Here is a 23,506-nt window from a genome sequence, read left to right as displayed (position 1 = left end):
TTTCCGATCTCTGCGAATTTCTTGCCATAATCATTGTACATGATCTCTACGCATGTAGGCCACCATGGATCCAGTACGTCTGTAGCCGCAAAGTCCTGATAGTTTGCCTTTACTGCCAGAGCCGCATCAAGTACTTTTGGTGCGAATCTGATTGGCAGTGCGTTTACGATAAGGTCTACGCCTTCTGCTGCCTTCTTGATGCTTTCAACATCATCTGCATCTACGTAAGCTCCTTCTGCTTTCTTTAAGATCTTTACAAGCTCATCTACTGCTTTGTGATCGGCATCTGCACAGATGATCTTTTCAACATTTGCTTCTTCATCCATTCTCTGTGCTACTGTTGAACCCTGCGCGCCTGTTCCTAATACCAGTATTTTCTTACCCATTTTAATTTCTCCTTTCATATATATGGTTGCCAGAGGCAATCATCAAGGTTACACCCTTGCGGTGTTTCATATATATGGTTGCCGGAAGCAACCATCAAGGTTACATTTTTTCTTTACACCCCTGCCTTTTGTCCCAAGCGCCGTGAGGCGATTGGATGACAAAACGGACAGTTCAGCATTATTTGCTGTGATACACTTTAAAGTGCATCGAGGTGTTTGAGGTGTTTTATATTATTTTTCCCCCGGGTATTTCCCGTGAAGTTCTTTTATCATTTCATCGAGCTTATGTTTTCTAAGAGGTTCAAGTCTCTGAAGCTCTGATCCTTCTGTTTTGTGTCCTATGAACCATAATATGATTCCGACCACTAAGAGTATTAGTCCAAGCCATCTGCACAGTCCTATCATAGCATCGAAGTTACTGAACAGACCGCTTCCGTACTCTTCAAGATAATATTCGGTACCGTAGCTGCCATCATACCAGTTCAGTATGAATGACCCCGCCAATCCGCCTATACCGGCGAGAGTAATGAATACGCCTATATCTCTTATGTCTCCAATACCAAGTTTTGTCTTGGCATTGAGAGGATATGCATCAGGATCATCTTTTACTCTTCCTTTGTATACCCATTTGCATATGAGATAGAGAGCAAGGCTGATGGCGAGGATAAGGAAGCCTACTACAAAGTATTCGGTTCCATTGATATAGAGGGCAATGATACAAATTGTCATTACAAGTCCTGTACATACTACGAGTCCTATTTTACCTCCGGGCATAACCGTAAGTCCCATTTTTCTCCTGTCTTCAACAGGATATTCTTTACGGACTTTGATGATACATGCTGCCAAAGCAAGATAAAGGAACAGCTGTATAGGTGTTGTGGCCATTACCAACGTTGCAAAGTCAAACTTGCAAGTGATAGCTGTAAATATGGCCAGAAGCACTATAGCTACTACAGGAACTCCTCTTTTGTCGACCTTTGCCATGAATTTAGGGAACATGTGGTCGTCTGCCATTACAAAGAAGGCTCTTGAACCGTGTGCAATATATGAACAGAATATAGAACAGTTCGATAATACTGCTACAAGAACAAACAAAATACCTGCCCATGAGCCCAGATTCTGAATCAGTACATCTGCATATCCTACATGTCCTGCGCCTGAATCTGTATTCCACGCACTCCATGAGCCGATAGCTGCAAGAGCAGCAAGTGTAGGCAATACATATGTAAGTGCGATAACAGGCTGTGATATCCTCATGGCTTTTGGTATTACCTGTGGATTGTTGAGTTCGCCTGCCATATTTGACATACATTCATATCCGCAATACATCCAGATTATGATGCTGATTCCGCCACCTATTGAGTGGAGGACTCCTTCGTCTTCATTATATATAGGCGTTACAGGATTGTAATTCCAGTTTATAAGTCCGACTACAGTAACTGCCACGAAAGCGATAATTACTATTACAGTGAAAACTGTTTCCAGTTTTTCAAGAGATTCCAGTCCTATAATATTAATTATAGTAAATACCAGAACGACTGCAAGCTTCACAAGATATTCCGTAGTTTCACTCATCGGAATATACTTTGCTGCATATCCTGCTACCAGAGCGCAATATTGAGCCTGACAGAGCCATGTGGATATACCTGACCAGAAACCTGCCTGCCATCCCCAGAATTCTCCGAGAGATTCTCTTGCCCATGAATAAATACCACCTTCGGTAGGATACAGAGACCCTAATTCGCCGACCATTTCACTGAGAGGGAAGGCCCAGATAAATGGAAAGACTACCAGCATTATTAAAGTCAATCCCGGACCACTTGCCGAAATCGCTTCTTCAATACCGAATGCGCCGGCGGCAACAAATGAGAAAATCAATGCTACCACACCGATCAGCGACATACTGGTTTTTTTTAGAGCCGCTGTGCTTTTCTTTGTGTCTGCAGCAGGCAATACACCGCTGCTTTGATCTTGACTCAATTCAAAACCTCCTTTATTAAATTAGTATTAGTGTGTTACCCGGCTTGGTGCGGCCGGGCGTTGCTTTAAGCATTTATTATTGTTGCCCATTTGTTCAAAATTATCAATGACACTATGGTAGTATTGGCAGGGCCATTTTTGTACAACCCTGTGATAATACTTTGAGTATCATTGGGAGACCGAGTTTCATGCTGAAAGCAAAACCAACCGACCTGTTTTTTATGGAAAAAGCTGTTATGCTTTGACGATGACATACGGACAGCTAATATTTTTGCATATGAAAAAACACCGTACGGATGACGGTGTTTTGATAACTTTAATTTCAGTTTGCTTTTGAAATCTTATATATTATCTCATGCCTGCTTTGGGTTTCTGTTTTTTTGAAAATATTGCTTATATGTCTTTTTACTGTATTTTCTGATATGGAAAGTTCCGTGGCGATCTGTTTGTTGCTCAGTCCCCGATTCACCAGTATGAGAACTTCTCGCTCTCTTTCCGAAAGCATATATCGTTTGGCGATGATATTAACTGCTTCATCAGGGGAAATCTGAGATTCTGATATCTTCAAAGGATCATTTTTGTAAAAGTAATATATGAGAAAGATATTCAGTATTGCATAAAGCAGGATAAGAGGATCCATAGCGTATATATTAAGGAGCTTCTCCTCTGTTTTGTACCAAGTGCTGTAGTCCCAATAGGAGATCCATACCATGTAACCTATGAGAAGTGCTGACATAAGCAAGTTTATATTTCTGCTAGCACCTTTTTTGTACTTCTTACACAAAAGTATCATACATCTTATTCCAATGGCCATTATGCCTATGTCATATCCTCCGTTCAGTATCTGAAAGATTATGTTCCAGAAACCTTTGTCCACGTGGAGAGTATAAGAGTCATATCGACCCAAGTAGAAAGAAAGTATTTGAGAAGATACCAGATATATAGCAGATGCGATTATCATCCATTTCATATTTATGGCCTCTTCTATTTTCGCAAGGACCATAATGGCATATACCCAGGCTGTGATGACCAGACAGAACAGTGTGTCAGACAAGGTTATGAGTATGAATACAAAACTTCCCGATGCCAGTTCACCCAAAAAGTAGTATGTTATGAAATCCGTGACCATATAAAGAAATATAGACGTAACAAATAACAGTATCGCTTTATGCTGCCTGCCTCGTTCTTTAGCATTCAGTATTATGGTAAGAGTCAGTGTGACTCCTCCGAGAATCATAAGTGCAATATATATGAAGTTGTATATATCATGAATGTTGAGTGAGGTGAAATTCATAAAACCTCCCTTATTGAAGTCTATCTTAAGTTTACCTAATGCTGACTCGTATATTATAGTAACCTTTTAACCTATAAGTCAACCGTTATTATGTTAAAAAACTAATACCGGTATACAGCCATGATATGGTGATAGTAACACTAAAGTAACAGCATTTCGAGGCAATTTGAGGTTGACCTGTGTCAAATGAAATTGTATAATTGTATACAGAAATACAAAAAATGATCACAGATTCAGGAGGTAATTACATAATGGGCAAGACATTAGCGTATAAGATTTTAGAAAACCATATAGTGGAAGGCAAGCTGTCGCCTGGTGAGGAAATCACAATAAGGATAGATCAGACGCTGACTCAGGATTCAACGGGAACAATGGTTTATCTGCAGCTTGAAGCAATGGAGATAGATAAGGTTAAGACAGAGTTATCCGTTGCTTATATAGATCATAATACACTTCAGACAGGTTTTGAGAATGCTGATGACCACGAATTCATCAAGAGCGTGGCGAAGAGACATGGTGTCCTTTTTTCAAAGCCGGGAAATGGCATATGTCATCAGCTGCATCTTGAAAATTACGGAAAACCGGGGAAAACTCTTCTTGGCTCGGACAGTCATACGCCGACAGGCGGCGGGTTGGGAATGATCGCCATAGGGGCAGGGGGTCTTGATGTGGCTGTAGCTATGGCCAAGGGAACATATAGCCTTACGGCTCCTAAGGTGGTAAAAGTAGAGCTTAAGGGGACTCTTAAACCATGGGTATCGGCAAAGGATGTTATTCTTTATGTATTACAGCAGCTTACTGTAAAAGGCGGCGTAGGTAAGATCATAGAGTATACAGGCGAAGGCGTAAAAAGCCTTTCTGTTACAGACAGGGCGACCATAACCAATATGGGAGCTGAGCTGGGTGCAACTACATCTGTATTCCCAAGTGATGAAAATACATTGGAATATCTCAAATGTCAGGGCAGAGAAGAAGACTATACCCCTCTCAGTGCTGATGAAGATGCAGCATATGACGAAGAGCTTATAGTAGATTTGGATTCTCTCACACCTCTTGCGGCAATGCCTCATAGCCCTGATAATGTAGACAGTGTAAAAAATATAGGCGAGATAAAGATAGATCAGGTAGCGATTGGAAGCTGCACAAACTCCTCATATACAGATTTGATGAAAGTAGCCGCTATATTAAAAGGAAAGAAAGTTCATCCTGATGTAAGCCTTGTGATTTCGCCCGGATCGAGCAAGATTCTTGCGAAAATGGCTGAAAACGGAGCTTTGGCAGATATTATAAGTTCAGGAGCAAGAATAATAGAAAATGCATGCGGCCCATGTATCGGAATGGGACAGTCTCCTAAATCAGGAGCGGTTTCTCTCAGGACTTTCAACAGGAACTTTAAAGGAAGAAGCGGAACGCTTGATGCAGATGTTTATCTTGTGAGTCCTGAGACAGCAGCTGTTTCTGCTATAAAAGGCGTTTTGACAGACGGAATGATTAGCGGAGAATCACTTCCTGAAATTTCAAATACAGAATTCACACCAAATGATAATTTCATCGTATATCCAAAGGGCTGTGATACTGAAAATACAGAGGTAGTGATGGGTCCGAATATAAAACCTTTCCCAAGAAACTCAGACCTTCCCGAGAACGTAGAGGCAAAGGTAGTTCTTCATGCAGGAGACAATATAACGACAGATGATATAATGCCTTCTGATTCGAGGCTTTTGCCTTATAGATCCAATATACCATATCTTTCGAACTATTGTTTTGAGAAGATAGACGGCGGCTTTTCCCAAAGATGTAAAGAAGCTGGACAGTGCGTTATCATAGGCGGTGACAATTACGGACAGGGAAGCAGCAGAGAGCATGCTGCACTGGCGCCTTTATATTTGGGAGTTAAATTCGTAATAGCCAAATCATTTGCCAGAATACACAGATCAAACCTGATAAACAGTGGAATACTTCCTCTTGTATTTAAAAATTCTGCCGATTATGATACTTTTGATCTGGGGGATCAGCTTATAATTGAGAATGCTCCGTCACAGGTAAAAAATGATACTATAGAAGTAAAAAATATAACAAAGGGTAAGGTATACAGTACGAAATCTAATTTTTCAGATCTGGAAATAAATATGATATTAAAAGGTGGTAAGATAAATGCCATCAAGGAGGATTAATATGACATATACAGAACATTTTAGGAAAATCGTAGAAGAACAGCTGGAAAGAGTAGAGAAGCTTAAAAACTCTCCTGCCGCCGCCGACTTTTCTTCTATGGATAAGATAGTAATAGGAACTGTGGATGGGGATGGTATCGGTCCCATTATTATGGATTCTTGCAGAAAAGTTCTGGAAAAATTGCTTGCCGAAGAAATCAGTACCGGTAAAATAGAACTGCGGAAGATAGATGGCCTTACTCTCGAAAACAGAATTGCTAAAATGGAGACAGTTCCTTCTGATGTGCTTGCTGCCATAAAAGAGTGTGATCTTTTGCTTAAAGGTCCTACTACTACTCCGGGAAAAGGTGATAATCTTCCTAATATAGAAAGCGCCAATGTGACATTGAGGAGAGAGTTGGATTTATTTGCTAATGTAAGACCTGTAGTTATTCCTGAAAAAAACATCGATTGGATTTTTTACAGAGAAAACACAGAAGGTGAATACGCTTTAGGCAGCAAGGGTATAGATATTAATGAGGACATATCAATAGACTTTAAGGTGACGACATCTATGGGGACGATCAGGCTGGCGAAAGCGGCTTTCGAGTATGCCAAGAACAATGGGAACAAGAATGTTTCTATCGTTACAAAGGCCAACATCATGAAAAAAACAGACGGCAAGTTTCTGAGTCTGTGCTACGATGTAGCTAAAGATTATCCTGATATAAAAACAGACGACTGGTATGTGGACATCATGGCAGCTAATCTTGTCAATGATCAGATAAACAGTAATTTCAATGTAGTTATACTTCCTAATCTTTATGGTGATATTATAACAGACGAAGCTGCTCAGCTGCAGGGAGGTGTAGGCACGGCAGGAAGCGCCAATATCGGAAGTAAATATGCAATGTTTGAAGCTATACATGGATCAGCCCCACGTATGATGGAAGAGGGCATAGGAGAATATGCAAACCCTGCCAGCATTAACAGAGCGGCAGTAATGATGTTGAGACATATCGGAATGACAGAAAAAGCTTCTAAACTTGAATCAGCTCTTGATGCGGCTCAAGAATCTTTGGATATGCCGGGAGATGGAACAGGCAATACAGCTGCAGACTTTACCGGTTTTGTATTGGACAGGATTTAAGTATGGTGATCTGATATGGTACTATACAAATTTTCCGATGAAACGGAAATAAGCAACGCGCCTCTTTCCACAAGCCTTTTGGGGAAATTGCAAAAAGATATACTGACCGGTAAACTTAAACCCGGGCAGAAGCTGACAGAGCAGCAACTTTGCAAAACTTACGGGGTGAGCAGAACTCCTGTAAGAGAAGCGCTGCGTCAGCTTGAGACTGATGGTCTTGTAGAGAATATTCTCAACAGAGGAGCGTTTGTCGTGGGAATGACAGATCAGGATTATGAAGACATGTTTGAACTGAGAAAAGCGTATGAAGTGCAGGCAGTGAAGTGGGCCATCGAAAGGATAAGTGAAGAAGAGATGGATCGGCTTGAAGAGACTTTTGAGTTTATGGAATTTTATACTATGAGAAATGATATAGACAAGATGCTGACCATTAATACAGGTTTTCATCAGGTTATATATGAGGCTTCGCATAATAAGATGCTAAAGAAGCTTCTGTCATCTTATCAGAACTTTCTTAAGTATAAAGGTGCTGAATCTGTATATGATGATAATTATCTGACAACTGTGCTTGAAGAACACAGAGCGATTTTTAAGGCCTTTAAGGATAAAGACACTAAGGCAGGAGCCTTGGCAATGGAAATACATATCAACAGAGCTAAAGAAAGGCGCTGTGGGATATGATCGGAGGTGACCACAGATGGAAAGAAATAATGTATGGTCTTCATACAATAGGGATCAGCTGACAGAGCTGGATCGTATAAACACGATGTATAAATCCTGTTTGGATGAAGGAAAAACTGAGAGAGAGTGCGTGAAAATAGCGGTACGCATGGCTGAAGAGAAGGGCTATAGAGATATCAAAGGGCTCATAAAGGATCAGACAGAAGTAAAGCACGGTGATAAGGTCTATGCAGTATGTATGAATAAGAGTATATCGTTGTTTAACATAGGAGAAGAGCCGCTTGAAAGAGGAATGAATATACTGGGAGCGCATATTGATTCTCCGAGGATAGATGTGAAACAAAATCCTCTGTATGAGAGTGAAGAATTCGCGTATCTTGATACTCACTATTACGGAGGTATCAAAAAATACCAGTGGGTGACTCTTCCGCTGGCTATTCACGGTGTTGTAGCAAAGAAAAACGGTGAGATTAAGGAAATTTGCATAGGTGAAAAAGATGATGATCCGGTTTTCGCCGTTACTGATCTTCTGATACATCTGGCTGCAAAGCAGATGGAAAAAAAAGCAGGTATCGTGATTGAAGGTGAGAAACTTGACCTTCTTATTGGTAGCCGTCCTGTCGGAAAAGAAGATGGATTCAGAGAAGAAGAAAAGGAAGCTGTAAAAAGCAATGTATTGAAGCTCCTAAGAGAATATTACGATATGTCGGAGGAAGACTTTGTATCTGCAGAACTTGAGATAGTCCCTGCAGGAAAGGCGAGAGACATGGGGCTTGACAGAAGCATGGTAATGGCATATGGTCAGGATGACAGAGTATGTGCCTTTACGTCATTGTTTGCTATGCTTGATGTGGATGAACCCCAAAAGACATCATGTTGTATTTTGGTCGATAAAGAGGAAATAGGGAGTGTAGGTGCCACGGGAATGCAGTCCAGATTCTTTGAGAATACTGTGGCGGAGCTGTTGGCTCTTATGGGAGAGACCTCTGATCTTAAAGTAAGACGTGCTTTGCAGAATTCTAAAATGCTGTCTTCTGATGTAAGCGCTGCTTATGATCCTATGTTTACGGAAGTATTTGAAAAGAGAAGTTCTGCATTCTTTTCAAAAGGGCTTGTATTCAATAAATTTACCGGGAGCAGGGGAAAAAGCGGATCTAATGATGCCAATGCAGAATATCTGGCAGCCATAAGAAAGGCTCTTGATGAAGATCATGTAGCTTATCAGTTCGCCGAACTGGGTAAAGTGGATGCCGGTGGCGGCGGTACTATCGCTTATATTATGGCAAACTATGGTATGGAAGTTATCGACAGCGGTGTAGCGGTGCTGTGTATGCATGCGCCGTGGGAGATCGCCAGTAAGGCTGATATATATGAGGCTTATAAAGGATATAAGGCATTCCTGAAAAATATGTAATATTGATTTGTATAGATATAAAAATATGCGGCAGCCATTGGCTGCCGCATTATTCGTTATTTGCGGTCTGATATTTTTTTGTGAAAAGCTTCATAGTCTTTCTTCCATTTATCTTTTTGTTTTTTTGTTATGTCGCTTTCAGGCAGATTTATTTCTTCCTTCAATTTTCTGCCGAAATCATTGGTCACAGTGACAGCTCCTGCGTAGTTAAGATGGTTTCCTCCGTCTTTGGTATGTAGTTTCCAATCGAAGTCTTGAGGGTATGTGAGATTATAATCATAATACCGAAGACCGTATTGATCGGCAAGCTTCTGTGTGGCCTGAGACTTGGAAATATTCCATGTATTGGCCGAAGGAACTGTCATAAGAATCAACTGTATATTATTATTTTTACATTTGTCATATATATCCTTGAAAATTTTTTTGTTGTCGGAACTGATTCTTGCAGTTTTTGTTTTACTGCTGCACATATAATCTTGCTGAGAGATATAAGGTTTTATTTTATCTGAGTAAGCCATTCCTTTGTTGTGAAATTTGTAAAAGTTTCGGGAATGATGAATAAATGCTGATAAACTTAGTTTTTTCCATCTGTCGTGATATTTTATCAATGGAAAATAGTAGTTGATTGCGGAAATTATAGCGCTGTCCCCGTTATCAACAGAATCCTTTATTTTTTTGAATAATGAGGTATGTTTTGTTTTAGAGTTTCTAAAATGAGGATTTTTTCCGGAAAACATACAGTCTGTTTCAAGAACTAAAAGCTTAGGCTTCTGATATTTAAGTATGTCATCTATATCGTTTGATATTTCCTGAAGACTGTTGTTAGGCCGGCCGGAGACAGCTGAGGTTATGCCTGTTACGTGGTACATATCTACTGGAGAAATTCCTCTGTACATATCACTGTTGCCGATGAATATGACATCCAGAGAATTCCTGTCCTCTCCTCTGTAAGCATTTGATATTCTTGACTCCATGCCGTCTTCCGACGAGTTTCCGCTTACGGTGAATACTTTTGAAAGAAATATAAATATCAATACGAATAAACTCATAAATATAACAGCTCTGATAATATTTCGTATATTTTTTGTATTGATGTTCATGATTTTCTTCCTTTCTAAAATTCTCCATATATGAATGTAGTGTTGGCGAAATTTCCTCCGTAGGCTCCGAATATAATTATGGAAAACAGCAGTATTATATATATAGTCCAGCGAATGGGAATAATCTGTTTGGACAGTGTTTCTCTGATATTCATACCCTTTTCCTGTAAATATGATATAGTTAAAAGTAGCATGAAAGAAATCGCAAGAATAAAATAATCCCATATATGGATTCCTTTCACCATCAGTGCACCGCTGAATATTTGAGATATATTAAAATTTGCAAATATTCCGGTGAATACAGAACATGCTTGACTCAGGCTGCCAGACCTGAATATCATCATTCCGAAACAGACTATGATACATGTTCTGATAACTTCAAAAATATGATATCCGTGAGAGTTTCTGGAAACATGTAGTTTTGCAAGACATTTGTCTGATAAGGGTTTTGCTGCTTGTCCCATCATCATGAGAATGTAGTAATACAATCCATAGAATATATATTTTATACTTGCTCCGTGCCACAGACCGTTACAGAACCAAACGAAGAATAAAGCGTAAGCGCTGGGGATGAGAGCAAGGAGATATTTTGAATTTATATGTTTTCTTATTTTTTCGTTTATTTTTTTAAAATGTCCGGAGAGACTTACAGGGTAAAATACGTAATCTTTTAACCATTCCCCAAGTGTGATATGCCATCGTCTCCAAAATTCATTTATAGATCTGGAGAAAAAAGGACGTTTGAAGTTTTCAGATATAGTTATACCAAACATTTGAGATGTTCCGCATACCATATCCATACATCCGGAAAATTCAGTATATATTTGAAGTGTATAGAGAAGTATGGCAATGATAAATACGCTGCCGCTATACATATCCTCATGTGAAAAAACTGTATTGACAATAAGGCCTGCTCTGTCTGCTATGACAAATTTTTTGAACAGTCCCCAGACAAGTCGTATTCCTCCGTTTTTAATTCTGTCATAATCCGGCCTATGAGATTGACGAAATTGATTGGACAGAGGGGCATAACGGTCAAAAGGTCCTTCGATTATATGAGGGAAGTAACAGAGAAAAAGCAGAAGCATTAAAGGATTGCGCTCTGCTGTTATAGTTTTTCTGTATACATCTGTAATATAACTTATACCCATGAGTGTGTAGTAGGATATCCCTAAAGGCATCAGGATTTTCAGTACAGGTATAGGATGCCCGATGCCTGATGCACTCATAGCCTGATTTATTATGGAGCCAAAAAAATTAAAGTATTTAGTACTGAAAATCATGAGGATCATAAGTATAATAGATGCAGCAGCGATAATTTTCTTTTTTCTCTCAGCCTTTTTTCTCAGCTCTTTTCTCTGATTTTTTTCTAATTCTTTTTTTCTTATGGCGAATTTGTCTTCTATGGTTTGAATGATAAGGGCTCCTGTATATATGACAGTTGCGGCGGCAAGAAGGAAAGCCGTTTTTACTCCACATGAAAGTATGTAAAAAAACATTGATGCAGCCAGAAGAACGCCCCACTGTATTTTTTTTGGGGCTGAAAAATACAGTACTCCTGTAGCCAGAAGAAAAAAGAGAAAGACTATTGTTGTATAATTCATAACTTACATATCCTTAAATTTCTTCATCCTGAAGCTTTTTAATAAGTTTCATTATATTTTCTGTGGAGTTGAAATTTTCAGGAATTATATCAGGAACTTTTATATCTACATCAAACTCATCGTTTATTTCCGATACAAGCATTATAATATTCATAGAATCAAGATCACCTGATGAAAACAAGTCGGTTCTGCCTTCAAAATTAACATCGGGTTTTATTTCGTGTAAAATTTTCAGTAATTCTTTCATGTTGTTACCTCATCTTTCTGTCAGTTGTTATGTATTTTTTTAATTTGGCTCTGTCAATTTTACCATTAGCATTATATGGCATAACTTTTATTTTGATAATTTCATCAGGAAGCATATAAGACGGAATCTTCTTTTTGAGTGTTTCTGATATCTGCTCAGGCTCTTTGACTTTACCCTCACAGATAAGAAGTATGCGTCCGCTTTCACTGTCACAGACTGCTGCGGCAGATTTTATCCCTTTCAGGGATATGGCAGCGGCTTCAATTTCTCCTAATTCTATGCGATATCCCATTCTTTTTATTTGAAAATCTTTTCGTGATATATATATATATTCCCCTTTTTCGTTTAATCTGGCCAGATCTCCGGTTTTGTATATTCTTTCCGGATATGATTTATTAAGCGGGTTTTGCGGAAATGCTGCCTCTGTTTTTTCGGGATCGTTATAATAGCCTGATGCCAGAAAAGAACCTCGAACTGCAATTTCTCCTTCTTCTCCCGGAGCTGCCATGCGGCCATCTTCTGTAAGCAGAAATACATCACAGTTGTTACATGGCTTTCCTATAGGAAGCTGTTCATCATCTTTAAATTCTCTGTCTATAACATAAAATGTACATATATCTGTTGTTTCTGTGGGACCAAAGAGATTGGCATAAACACATTTAGGCAGAAAACGGATCCAGTAGTTAAGATGCTTTACAGGCATTACTTCTCCTGCAAACAGAACTTTTTCTATATACATAAGCTTTTCATATTGAAAAAGGTTCCAGTTTGAAGCTATGGCAAGGGCGGAAGGAACCCAGTAGATTGTATTGATCTGCCGGCTGTTCATGTATTCTATCAGTTTTACGGGAAATGAAAACATCATTTTGGGAATAAGGGTATATGTTCCTCCGCATTTTAGTGTAGAAAAAAGATCTGTCACTGACATAGAAAAATAAAGAGGAGTCTGTGATCCAAAGATGGTAGTCTGGCTAAAGCTAAATTCCTCTGATACCCATTCAATATAATTTATGACACTTCTATGGGAAAGGACAGTTCCTTTGGGAGTTCCGGAAGAACCACTGGTAAAAAGAACATACAGAGGATCAGAATCTATCATGTATAATCTGGCTCTGCTGAGAAACTTATTGTCTATGTGATCTTTTACTGCTTCTTCATATAGAATCAGCTGTATGTTTTCAGAATCTTCCTCCGAAAGATATTTAAGTTGGCCGGCAATGGAAAGACTGTCATTGTCAGTTATTACTGCTCCGGGCTTTAAAGCTTGGAATATTTCATTGATCCTGGATAGAGGAGAATGGATATCTATGACTGTGTAGAAACAACCTGCGTATACAGCGGCAAACATAGATTCTATGCATTCAACACTTCGTTCGATCATTATAGCTACAGGACTGTTTTTAGACAGGGATTTCAGAGACCCTGCGATTTTTTTAGAATTGTTCATTAGCTGGAGAAAAGAAACCTCACGTTTTTCATCTGTGAATCCTATTTTGTGAGGATTTTTTTCCGCAGTTTTTTCAAGATATTCAAGTATATTTTTCATATATGGTCACACCCCTTTTGTTATGACCATGATATAAAAGAAATGTTTAAATATAAAGGAGGTAAATTCTTAATAATTTATTAATTTTGGTTCAAAGACTACAGAAGGTTTTGATGAATAAGAAAATTAGCAGCTTGTATTTCAGGGCAGAAAAGTCTGAATACGGATGGGTTCAGGAAAATGCTTTCCTCTCTGTTTTCTTTGAGGCTTTCCGAAATATAGATTACAAAAGACATGCGAAGATCGGAATCAGCAACAATACTTTTTATTATATCGACAGATTTTTTTGTATCTGACCATTTGACCGATTTAAACTGTGACAGAGATTCCGAAAAAGAAGGCGTATTTTGAAAAGCTTTAAGTTGTTTTTGTATTAATGATATGAAATTTTTTCTGTCATATATCAGACAGGGATCAAGGCCAAGAAAATCAGCGGCATTCTCAGCGCCTTTCAGCTGATGAGGAGTAAAATTATTTTTCCTGAATGTATATATCTTTCCGTCGTATTTGTTAAAATTGCGCATTGTATCAAGAAATCCCAGTGTCATTATTTTAGTTGTGTTGATTTTATCGAATATAAGAAAGTTGCCGAGCGACAGATGGCTTTTTATAAGGTGAAATTCTTCGCATATGTCTGCCGCTTCATTTAAGACGTTTTGCTTTATTACTCCTGTGGCCTGAAGATCAACAGCTATTATGCGGGAAGCTTTTTGTTGCATAGCCATGGAGACGGGAAGATTGTCACGGTATCCTCCGTCTATGAAACTTTTGCCGTTTATATTGTATTTTCTTACAGCAGGAAAACATGAGGCGCTGGCCATGATGTAATCTATAAGTCTTCCTTTGGGAATATCATTTTTGTAAAGTGAGTATTCTTTAAAGGAAGGGAATTCTGTAGTTACAAGGCCATAGCCCATGTGAGATTTTCTTAGTCGTTCTTCGTCTATGTATTTGTGAAGAAGCTCCGAAAGGCCGGAACTTCCTGCGCCTCTGTGAAGAATGATTTCCTTTGCATATAGAAGAGTGTCATCTGTATGACTTTCGTTTTCGCCTATATCAAATATCATGGATGTTTCAAGCTGCAGCCATAGATTTTCTGCAAGATTGAGATCATCCTGAACGATCATGGCTCCGTTGATGGCTCCCACAGAAGTTCCCATGACCATATCAATTTGTATGCCCAGAGTCTTTAAAGCCTTCCAAACACCTATCTCGTATGCCCCCCTGCTTCCTCCGCCACTGAGTACTAATGCTGTTTTTTTCATGTGAATACTGCCTCCTTAAAGTATTATAGCCAAATTATAAGATTTGTGACAGAATATATAAGGAGAGTTTTCGCCAAAATTATCAAATAATGCAGAACTTTAATAAACAAATATATTGCTGCAAATATTTTTTGCTATTAATATATAAATTAAAAAACCTTGAGCATCTACTGGACATATTAGAAGACTTTTAATAATTGTGGTGATATGGAGGAGATCTGACATATATGAGTAATGAGAACATAATAAAAATATGTGATAAGCCTTTAAGTATTAGTGTTTATGCAGTTAAAGACAAGTCTTTGCATATGCATGATGCAGGAATGCTGGAAATAATCTTTTGTCTTACAGGTACTGTTAAATTTTCGTATGCATATGAGGAGTTCACTCTGAATGCAGGTGAATATGTTTCCGTGGACAGAGACGCCTACTATCTTCACAGTGATGGATATAACATGTGTGCATCTTTTTATGTTGATTTAATGGCCTTTGAGGAAAAATACCCTAATATTAAATATCAGATGTTTGTATGTGAAGGCTGCAGACAGACGACTATGGAGTACCCTACAATATATCACGACAGACTGAGAGGAAAACTGATAACATTGTTGAAGATAATACTGGAGGGAAATGCAGCGGAAAATGCTGAAAGAATCGGAAATATTACGAGTTCGGTAGTGGATCTCTTTGTTTCCCACTTTGATATAGTTTTGTTTCATTCAGGGAAAATTGAAATGAATCGGGATATTTTGGCAAGATGTCAACAAATATACGCATATCTGGGTAAGCGTTTTTGGGAAAAAGTAACATTGGATGATCTTGCTTCTCATCTTGGGCTGAGCGGAAGTTATCTTTCCGAATTTATGTTAAAATGGTCAATTGGCTTTCGCAGAATGCTTTCTTATATAAGAGCAAATAGATCAGAGTGGTTTCTCATAAATACTGACAAGACTATTGTTGAGATTTCCGAAGAATGTGGCTTTTCGGATCCACAGTATTACTATAAAGCTTTTAAGGAGTGGTATAAATGTACTCCCAGACAGTTTCGTCAAAAGTACGTAAGGCATTTAGATGATAGTATGGTTTATTATGAACCGCGTGTTGTCAGGAGTATAGTAGATGACCTTATGGTGGAACATTATATAAATATGTTTGAAGAATAAAATATTGTCTATTATAGAGATAAAAGATAGAAAACAACAATTAAAAGACATTGTATTGGATAAACTCTCTGAATATTATGAAATTATAATCATTGTAATATTTAGGGAGGTTTTATTTATGAATGAAAAGAAACAAAAACGAGAAATTTCTCTCAAACGGACACTGACACTGCCGCTTATCATTATGTTTGGATTGTCTTATCTGGCGCCTACGGTAGTTTTCAATTATTACGGACTTTTTACACCAGGAACACATGGTATGTATACTCTGGCTTTGTGTACGACTGCAGTAGTGATGGCTTTTACAGCGTATAGCTATACGCAGATGGTGAAAGCATATCCTTCCGCAGGCTCTGCATATACTTATATAAGCAAATCAGTGCAGCCACATTTAGGTTTTCTGTCGGGTTGGGTAATGCTTGTTGATTATTTGCTTCTTCCGATGATCTGTTATCTCCTTCTTGGTGTTTATATCAATGAATATTTTCCGATGATACCGGTATGGGCAATAGTTGTAGTTGTTGCAGCCATAGGTATGATAATAAATATAGTAGGAATAAAGACAGCAAGCATTATAGATACAATAGTTACTTGCGCAGCAATTGCTTTCACTATTCTTTTCGTGGCCTGTATAGTTAGATATGTGACAGGAGGCGGAGGAGCGGGAACTCTTTTTGATCCTTCGGCATTTTATAACCCGGATAATTTTGAACTTAAAGGAGTGCTTTCGGCTTCTGCGGTACTGTGTGCATCTTTTGTGGGTTTTGATGCAGTAACAACGCTGGCAGAAGAAGCCAAGGAGCCGGAGAAAGTGATGGGGAAGGCTATTATGGGGGTAGTTATTGGAGCAGGAATAATTTTTGCCATAGTGGCTTATTTTTCTCAGATAGCATGGCCTTCAGCACATGTAGATATTCAGGATCCTGATACCGGAATATTCGAGTTGTTCCCTCATATAGGAATGAGTTGGCTGGGCACAGTATTCTTTATCGTTGATAATTGTGGAAGTTTTGTATGTGCATTGGCAGGAATGGGCGCTGTTTCACGTATACTTTATGGCATGGGTAGGGATAATATCCTTCCGAAAAAATTCTTTGGAAGGATATCACCAAAATTCCGTACACCTGTGAATAATATAATTTTGACGACCTTGATCGCCCTTACGGCGCTGTTTTATCAGGATAATGTTATGGGTGCAGCATCTCTGGTATCTTTTGGAGCTGTATGCGGATTTTTTATGGTTAATTTTTCTGTTATAAGTCATTATATCATCAAAGGCAGAGAGAAAGGATTTTCCGCTATGATCAGACATTTAGCTGTTCCTGCTCTCGGAATGATGAGTCTGTTGGCGGTCTTCTATTTTATAGAAACACCTGCGAAGATTCTGGGAGGGATATGGCTTTTGACCGGCGTAATATATTTGCTGATTAAAACAAAGGGATTCAGACAGTTGCCTCCTGAAATGAAAATAGATGAATAGCGTTCAAGGAGGAAATAAAATGATAACTGTAATAAAAAATGCTCAGATATACACTTGTAATGAGAAACATCCCAAGGCAGACTGTATAGTATTGGACGATAAGAATATTATTTATGTGGGAACTGAAGATGAAGCAAAAGAATTCTGCGGTGCAGATTCAAAAATTCATGATGCACATGGTAAGTTTCTTATGCCCGGAATAATAGATAGTCACATACATCCCGGTTGGGTGACAAAAAGCCTTTGGCATGTACGTCTTCCATGGACAGATAATGTGGATGAGCTTCTGACTTTTGTTAAAAAATACGGAGAGAATCATCCTAAGTCGGAATGTCCGTTTTTGTATTTTGAATATTATCCTACTTCTATGTTTAATGAGAAAGGACCGGATAAAGCTTTGCTGGATGAGGCTATAAGCGATAGACCTGTGCTTTGCCAGGACTTTGGCGAGCACTTATGCTGGGTTAACAGCAGAATGCTGGAATTGCTGGAAATAGACAAAAACACGCCTGATCCGGGTCCTTTGGAAACTTTCGCAAGAGATAATGAAGGTAATCCTACAGGTTGGATCAGAGAAATGGCATGGATGAAATTCGCAGATAATATGTTTAGATCTATCGGATGGTATCCGCCGGAAGAGTTGAACACAAAGACGATGAAAGGATTTTTCAATTTTCTTGAAAACAGCGGTATCACGGCGATCGCAGATGGATTTATAGAAAATGATGATCAGATAAAGGCTATATATGAGATGGATATGGCAGGTCAGTTAAATGTATACTATGATGGCATGGTAAGATTCTGGAGCTTGGAGGATCTTCCTGAAAAGATAGCAGTTCTTCGCAAGTATCAGAGACAGTATACAACAGATCATGTAAAGATAAATACTATGAAACTGTTTCTGGATGGTACTAATGAGAGCGGCAATTCAGCATCTCTTCATGAACATATTAACGATCCCGGAAATTATGGCGAGATAATGATGGAGAAGGAGGAACTTATAAGATGTCTGCTTATGTGTAATGACGAGTGTTTGGATTTGCATATACATATGGTGGGGGACAGAGCTTTTCGTATAGGATGTGATGCTGTTGAAGAAGCTCAGGCTATAGCTGGAAGAAACGGTATTCCATGGGTGTGCAGACCGACCTTTGCTCATTGTGAGATCGTGGATCCATCTGATATGCAAAGGCCTGTGCAGTTGGGAGTTTATATAAACTGGTCATGTCACTGGTCGGGCGGGTATTTTGGCGAGGAGGCTATGAATTATTATTCGAAAGAAAAATGGGAACGAATGTATCAGTTTAATTCTATAATAAAAAGCGGAGCTACAGTTGCTTTTTCAAGTGATGTAGTTACAGGATATGAGCTGCACAGGGCTTATCCTTTCTTTGGTATGCAGGTGGCAGCAACAAGGATAGATCCTGAATTCCCTCTGGATCCGAGAAGATATCCGGATTCAGCAAGGCCCCCGCTGTCAGCAAAGCTTAGCATTTCAGATCTGCTTAAGGGTTATACTTTAAATAGTGCAGTTCAGATGAGATGGGAGAAAATAATGGGGACTTTGGAGAAGGGAAAGATAGCCAATATTTTAATCCTTGATAAGAATCCTTTTGATGTCCCGGATAATCAAATAAAAGATATAAATGTTGAAACGGTAATATTTGACGGAAAAACTATTAAGGGAAGCATATAAAAAATATTTTATATGGATATAAGGGCAGGATGAAGATATTATGATAAAGGGTGATCTGCTTATTTCTCCTGCTTTTAGAGGGCGCTTTTACGGAGAAGGCTTTAAAAGAAAGATTTTATCTGCAAGAGAAGTATAGATGATTGGAGTTCTTTAAAAATTTCGGTTTATAAAGTTTGAATATTTTGATAAAAGTTTCCGTTATATTTGATTTTTCATGATAATGGGAACTTTTTTATTGTTGGAAGAACAGAGAATAAAAGGATAGATCTGATAATGATTTTTTTATGTTTGAAGACTTGTAAATTGCTATTTTTTAAAAACATAAGTTCTTGATATTGAACATACGTTCTCAAAGTGATAAAATACAATATATTACTTGAGAAAAGGAAGGGCAGATAATGGAATCCATCATGAAAAAGTTAAAGATATTAGCTGACAGTGCAAAATATGATGTATCATGTTCCAGCAGCGGGGTAGGAAGACACAACGATGGTAATATAGGAAGCGCTCATGCTTCAGGCATATGCCACTCATGGGGCGCTGACGGCAGATGTATTTCGCTGCTCAAAGTATTGTTCACTAATAAATGTGTATATGACTGTGAATATTGTGTTAATAAAAGGAGCAATGATTTTCCCAGAGCTTCTTTTGAACCTGATGAGCTGGCTAGGCTTACGATAGAATTTTACCGCCGCAATTACATAGAGGGATTATTTTTGAGTTCTGCAGTCGAGATTTCTCCTGATCATACAGCAGAACGTATTCTCGAATCATTGCAGCTGCTCAGGGTCAAATACGGCTTTGCCGGATATATACATGCTAAGATAATCCCCGGTGTTTCTCCTGAACTGCTGCACCGTATAGGTCTTTTTGCAGATAGGCTAAGTGTTAATATAGAAATGCCTACATCAAAGAGCCTCTCACTGCTTGCACCTCAGAAAAAACCAAAGGAGATTTTTGCTCCCATGAGGCAGATTACCAATTCATTAATAGAACGCAATATCCTTACAGGTCCGGGAACTATGTTCAAAGGACAGAACTTGAATACAGAAAAAAGCTATATTGGAGGAGGCAGAAAACATCTGGGCAAAATGGGAGAAGACTTGACAGAGGATATGAATTGCTCTGCCGATTACGAAAAATATATAGGATTTTTTGAAGATACTGATAGCGCGATGAAAGACCGTATTGTACAGCGAAATAAAACAGGAGTATCTTCACTGAAATTTGCTAAAAGGGACAAGAGTTTTGCCCCTGCAGGTCAGACGACGCAGATGATAATAGGGGCAGGAGGGGAATCGGATAAGAGTATTCTTACTACCAGTGAGAATCTCTATAGGACTTTTAAAATGAAGCGAGTGTATTATTCAGCATATATCCCTGTAGTGGAATCTCCTGTACTCCCTGACAGTACATTGCTACCTCCTTTGGAAAGAGAACACCGCATATATCAGGCTGATTGGCTGCTCCGATTTTATGGTTTTTCCGTTAAAGAGTTATTTGGCGGAAAAGAAATAAATCTCGATCCGGATCTTGATCCTAAAGTTGCTTGGGCACTCAGAAATCTCGAACTTTTTCCCTTGGAAGTGAATAAAGCTTCTTTTGAAATGCTCATGAGAATACCGGGAATAGGGGCTGTTTCAGCAAAACGTATAATCAGACAGAGAAGAGTGTCGGCGGTAAGGTTTGAGGATCTTAAAAAAATGGGAGTAGTGCTGAAACGAGCCAAGTATTTTCTTACCTGTCTGGGCCGGTATTATGGAGAGAGGCGTTTTGAGCAGGATGTTATAAGAAATGCTATATTACAGATGGAGGATGGGCTTCAGGTATCTATGTTTGATAATACATGGAACAGGCTTCAGAAAGGAGAGCGGCAGGAAAAGCTGTCTTCTGCCGGATTGATATGATAGATTATCTTTATGATGGTACATTTGAAGGAATATTGACATGTATATACCATAATTACTATACCGATAAGGCTTCCGGAATATTCAGGAAAGATGAATATCAGTCTACTTTGCTCGGAGGATGTATGGATATTAAAACTGATCCTGTGAAAGCCACTATTGTATATGAGGCAATAGAGAAGAAGATATCATCTTACGATCTTCGGCGTATATATAAGGTCTATCTTTCAAATGATTCGGACAAGGAAACAAAGATCTTGAAATATGTACTTCTCGGTTTTCATAAAGGGGCGAGTGTATCAATGCTCCATAGCTTCCCGGAGGTGTTTGATATTCAATCCATAGAAAAAAAGGTGGACGTTGAGCGGGAAAGGATGCTGCAGTTTGTGCGGTTTTCCGTAATGAAAAATAATATTCTTTATGGGCGGATTGAGCCTGATAATGATGTACTTGAACTGATAGCCTCACATTTCTGCGATAGATATAAGAACGATCCTTTTATAATACATGACATAGGGAGAAGAAAAGCGCTGATTGCTTATCAGAGGCGTTGGTATATATCCTTGTTTGACGATAAGGATGTTCCTGAGGTTTCAGCTGATGAACAGAATTATCGTAGATTGTGGAAGAATTATTTTGATAATATCGCTGTAAGAGAACGGACAAATCCCAGATGTCAGAAAAACTTTATGCCTGTTAGATACTGGAAAAATCTTACTGAAATGACTGTTTTGAAAAACGGATAAAATAATGTGCTGAATGGAATAGTCTTTGCTAATAAAAATCACCGTATATATTGCAAAAAAATTCATAAAATTATATACTTTGAATTAGATAGTTAAGACAAAAGCTCGTTATGGAAGGGAGCAGGTGAAATTATGAAATATGAAATAAAAGGGGAGACACTTCCCGTAGTTATATGTCAGCTGGAAGCCGGTGAAAAAATGCTGACTGAAGGCGGCGGAATGTCATGGATGTCGTCTAATATGAAGATGGAGACTACAAGCAATGGAGGAGTAGGAAAGGCTTTAGGCAGGATGTTTGCCGGAGAGAAACTTTTTCAGAACATATATACTGCTCAGGGTGGGCCGGGAATGATTGCATTTGCATCAAGTTTTCCGGGATCTATAAGGGCTTTTGAGATCTCACCGGGCAATGAGCTTATATGTCAGAAGAGCGTATTTCTTGCAGGAGAAATAGGCATCGATCTTTCAGTATTTTTTAATAAAAAGATAGGCAGTGGACTGTTTGGCGGAGAAGGTTTTGTTATGCAGAAGCTTAGCGGAAATGGCATTGTGTTCGGAGAGTTTGACGGCCATGTTATAGAATATTCTCTGAAAGCAGGACAACAGCTGATAGTAGATACAGGTCATCTTGCTGCAATGTCTGCGACATGTAATATGGAAATACAGACAGTTCCGGGGATGAAAAATAAATTCCTGGGAGGAGAAGGATTATTTAATACTGTCATAACAGGTCCCGGTCATGTTTGGCTTCAGACGATGCCTTTGTCAAATGTTGCAGGAGTTCTCAGACCGTACTTCCCTTCGGGGAACTAATGGAGAACAGTAATATGGACAAAAGGGTAAGAAAAGTAGTAGATGAGAGCAAATCGGTAGTGTTTTTCGGAGGGGCCGGAGTTTCTACTGAAAGCAATATACCTGACTTCAGATCGGAATCAGGTCTTTACAACGCTATGAATAAATATGGATATTCACCGGAACAAATGCTTTCAAGGTCATTTTTTATGGAACATACAGAGATGTTCTTTGATTATTATAAGAAAAATTTGTTATATCCTGATGCACAGCCTAATAAGGCGCATATAGCTCTTGCAGAAATGGAAAAAACGGGGAAATTAACCGGTGTAGTAACGCAAAATATAGATGGACTTCATCAGAAGGCAGGAAGCAGAATTGTTTATGAGTTGCATGGGTCTGTCCTCAGAAACAAATGTATGGAGTGCGGAACCGGTTATGATTTGGAATATATAATAGATGAAAGCAATTGTGAAATCGGAGTTCCTAAGTGTAAAAAGTGTGGAGGTATTGTGAAACCGGAGGTGGTTCTTTATGAAGAATCACTCGATGAGAGAGTTGTGATGGGCGCTGTGAATGCTATAAGCAAAGCAGATACTCTTATAGTGGGAGGGACTTCTCTTGTTGTATATCCTGCAGCCGGCTTGATCAATTATTTTTCAGGAAAAAATCTTATCCTGATAAATAAATCCGAAACAGAATATGATGACAGAGCCGCTCTTGTTATAAACGATTCAATAGGCAAGGTTCTGGGTGATTGAGCGTATATATTGCATCCCTTTGAAAAGACTATATTTTCAGGGGATGTTTTATGATTGAGATACAAAAAACTTTTACATGTATGCGGTTTATTTTAAGATTTTTTTATGATATAATCAACACCATATACAACTGGATATAAG

19 protein-coding genes are annotated in these 23,506 nt (G+C 38.7%); 11 read left to right on the top strand and 8 right to left on the bottom strand.

Annotated features, from left to right (window positions below; all coding sequences use genetic code 11):
• The 3 genes from H8692_RS10635 to H8692_RS10625 form a co-directional block, all read right to left on the bottom strand.
• A partial coding sequence (locus tag H8692_RS10635) for a saccharopine dehydrogenase NADP-binding domain-containing protein (RefSeq protein WP_187525411.1) occupies positions 1–386 on the bottom strand: 386 nt, incomplete at its 3' end.
• A 231-nt stretch (positions 387–617) separates the two neighbouring features.
• Entirely contained in the window at positions 618–2,366 is a 1,749-nt protein-coding gene (locus H8692_RS10630) for an APC family permease (RefSeq protein ID WP_177268340.1), read from the bottom strand.
• Positions 2,367–2,688: 322 nt separating this feature from the next.
• On the bottom strand, positions 2,689–3,660 hold the full coding sequence (locus tag H8692_RS10625) for a response regulator transcription factor (RefSeq protein ID WP_187525685.1): 972 nt from the start codon (positions 3,658–3,660) through the stop codon (positions 2,689–2,691).
• A gap of 251 nt (positions 3,661–3,911) precedes the next feature.
• Here H8692_RS10625 and H8692_RS10620 point away from each other — a divergent pair, with 251 nt between their 5' ends.
• From H8692_RS10620 to H8692_RS10605, 4 genes are read left to right on the top strand one after another with little or no spacing between them, the layout of a single operon-like run.
• Positions 3,912–5,834, top strand: coding sequence for an aconitate hydratase (locus H8692_RS10620; protein ID WP_177268336.1), 1,923 nt, complete (start codon positions 3,912–3,914; stop codon positions 5,832–5,834).
• A 1-nt stretch (position 5,835) separates the two neighbouring features.
• Positions 5,836–6,963 (top strand): isocitrate/isopropylmalate family dehydrogenase, encoded by a 1,128-nt coding sequence (locus H8692_RS10615; RefSeq protein WP_177268334.1) that lies wholly within the window; start codon positions 5,836–5,838, stop codon positions 6,961–6,963.
• A 15-nt stretch (positions 6,964–6,978) separates the two neighbouring features.
• The gene (locus tag H8692_RS10610; RefSeq protein WP_177268332.1) at positions 6,979–7,644 is read left to right on the top strand and encodes a GntR family transcriptional regulator; all 666 of its coding nucleotides are present in this window, start codon (positions 6,979–6,981) and stop codon (positions 7,642–7,644) included.
• A gap of 16 nt (positions 7,645–7,660) precedes the next feature.
• Positions 7,661–9,058: an aminopeptidase gene (locus tag H8692_RS10605; RefSeq protein WP_187525684.1), complete on the top strand. Its 1,398-nt coding sequence runs from the start codon at positions 7,661–7,663 to the stop codon at positions 9,056–9,058.
• A 56-nt stretch (positions 9,059–9,114) separates the two neighbouring features.
• Here H8692_RS10605 and H8692_RS10600 read toward each other — a convergent pair whose 3' ends face one another.
• From H8692_RS10600 to H8692_RS10580, 5 genes are all read right to left on the bottom strand, one after another.
• Positions 9,115–10,158 (bottom strand): hypothetical protein, encoded by a 1,044-nt coding sequence (locus tag H8692_RS10600; protein ID WP_187525683.1) that lies wholly within the window; start codon positions 10,156–10,158, stop codon positions 9,115–9,117.
• A 14-nt stretch (positions 10,159–10,172) separates the two neighbouring features.
• Positions 10,173–11,762, bottom strand: coding sequence for an MBOAT family O-acyltransferase (locus H8692_RS10595; protein WP_187525682.1), 1,590 nt, complete (start codon positions 11,760–11,762; stop codon positions 10,173–10,175).
• A gap of 13 nt (positions 11,763–11,775) precedes the next feature.
• Entirely contained in the window at positions 11,776–12,009 is a 234-nt protein-coding gene (locus H8692_RS10590; RefSeq protein ID WP_177268324.1) for an acyl carrier protein, read from the bottom strand.
• A 4-nt stretch (positions 12,010–12,013) separates the two neighbouring features.
• Complete coding sequence (locus H8692_RS10585) at positions 12,014–13,555, bottom strand: amino acid adenylation domain-containing protein (RefSeq protein ID WP_187525681.1); 1,542 nt, start codon at positions 13,553–13,555, stop codon at positions 12,014–12,016.
• A gap of 98 nt (positions 13,556–13,653) precedes the next feature.
• Entirely contained in the window at positions 13,654–14,820 is a 1,167-nt protein-coding gene (locus H8692_RS10580) for a patatin-like phospholipase family protein (protein WP_177268320.1), read from the bottom strand.
• Positions 14,821–15,047: 227 nt separating this feature from the next.
• Here H8692_RS10580 and H8692_RS10575 point away from each other — a divergent pair, with 227 nt between their 5' ends.
• The 7 genes from H8692_RS10575 to H8692_RS10545 all read left to right on the top strand — a co-directional run bounded on the left by H8692_RS10575 (position 15,048) and on the right by H8692_RS10545 (position 23,365).
• On the top strand, positions 15,048–15,983 hold the full coding sequence (locus H8692_RS10575) for a helix-turn-helix transcriptional regulator (RefSeq protein WP_177268318.1): 936 nt from the start codon (positions 15,048–15,050) through the stop codon (positions 15,981–15,983).
• Between the two features lie 118 nt (positions 15,984–16,101).
• A complete protein-coding gene (locus H8692_RS10570) occupies positions 16,102–17,463 on the top strand; it encodes an APC family permease (RefSeq protein ID WP_177268316.1) in 1,362 nt (453 codons plus the stop codon).
• A 19-nt stretch (positions 17,464–17,482) separates the two neighbouring features.
• Positions 17,483–19,159, top strand: coding sequence for an amidohydrolase (locus H8692_RS10565; protein ID WP_187525680.1), 1,677 nt, complete (start codon positions 17,483–17,485; stop codon positions 19,157–19,159).
• 410 nt (positions 19,160–19,569) lie between these two features.
• The gene (locus tag H8692_RS10560; protein ID WP_187525679.1) at positions 19,570–21,066 is read left to right on the top strand and encodes a putative DNA modification/repair radical SAM protein; all 1,497 of its coding nucleotides are present in this window, start codon (positions 19,570–19,572) and stop codon (positions 21,064–21,066) included.
• Complete coding sequence (locus H8692_RS10555; protein ID WP_177268310.1) at positions 21,063–21,812, top strand: TIGR03915 family putative DNA repair protein; 750 nt, start codon at positions 21,063–21,065, stop codon at positions 21,810–21,812. Before H8692_RS10560 ends, H8692_RS10555 begins: the two co-directional genes overlap by 4 nt.
• A gap of 132 nt (positions 21,813–21,944) precedes the next feature.
• Positions 21,945–22,625, top strand: a complete 681-nt coding sequence (locus H8692_RS10550) for a TIGR00266 family protein (protein WP_177268308.1) — start codon at positions 21,945–21,947, stop codon at positions 22,623–22,625.
• 14 nt (positions 22,626–22,639) lie between these two features.
• Positions 22,640–23,365: an NAD-dependent protein deacylase gene (locus H8692_RS10545; RefSeq protein ID WP_187525678.1), complete on the top strand. Its 726-nt coding sequence runs from the start codon at positions 22,640–22,642 to the stop codon at positions 23,363–23,365.
• The last annotated feature ends 141 nt before the right edge of the window (positions 23,366–23,506 follow it).

Origin of the sequence: Lentihominibacter hominis (assembly GCF_014385065.1) — a bacterium.
Taxonomy (GTDB): Bacteria; Bacillota; Clostridia; order Peptostreptococcales; family Anaerovoracaceae; genus Lentihominibacter; species Lentihominibacter hominis.
This window is presented reverse-complemented; position numbering and strand designations above follow the sequence as displayed.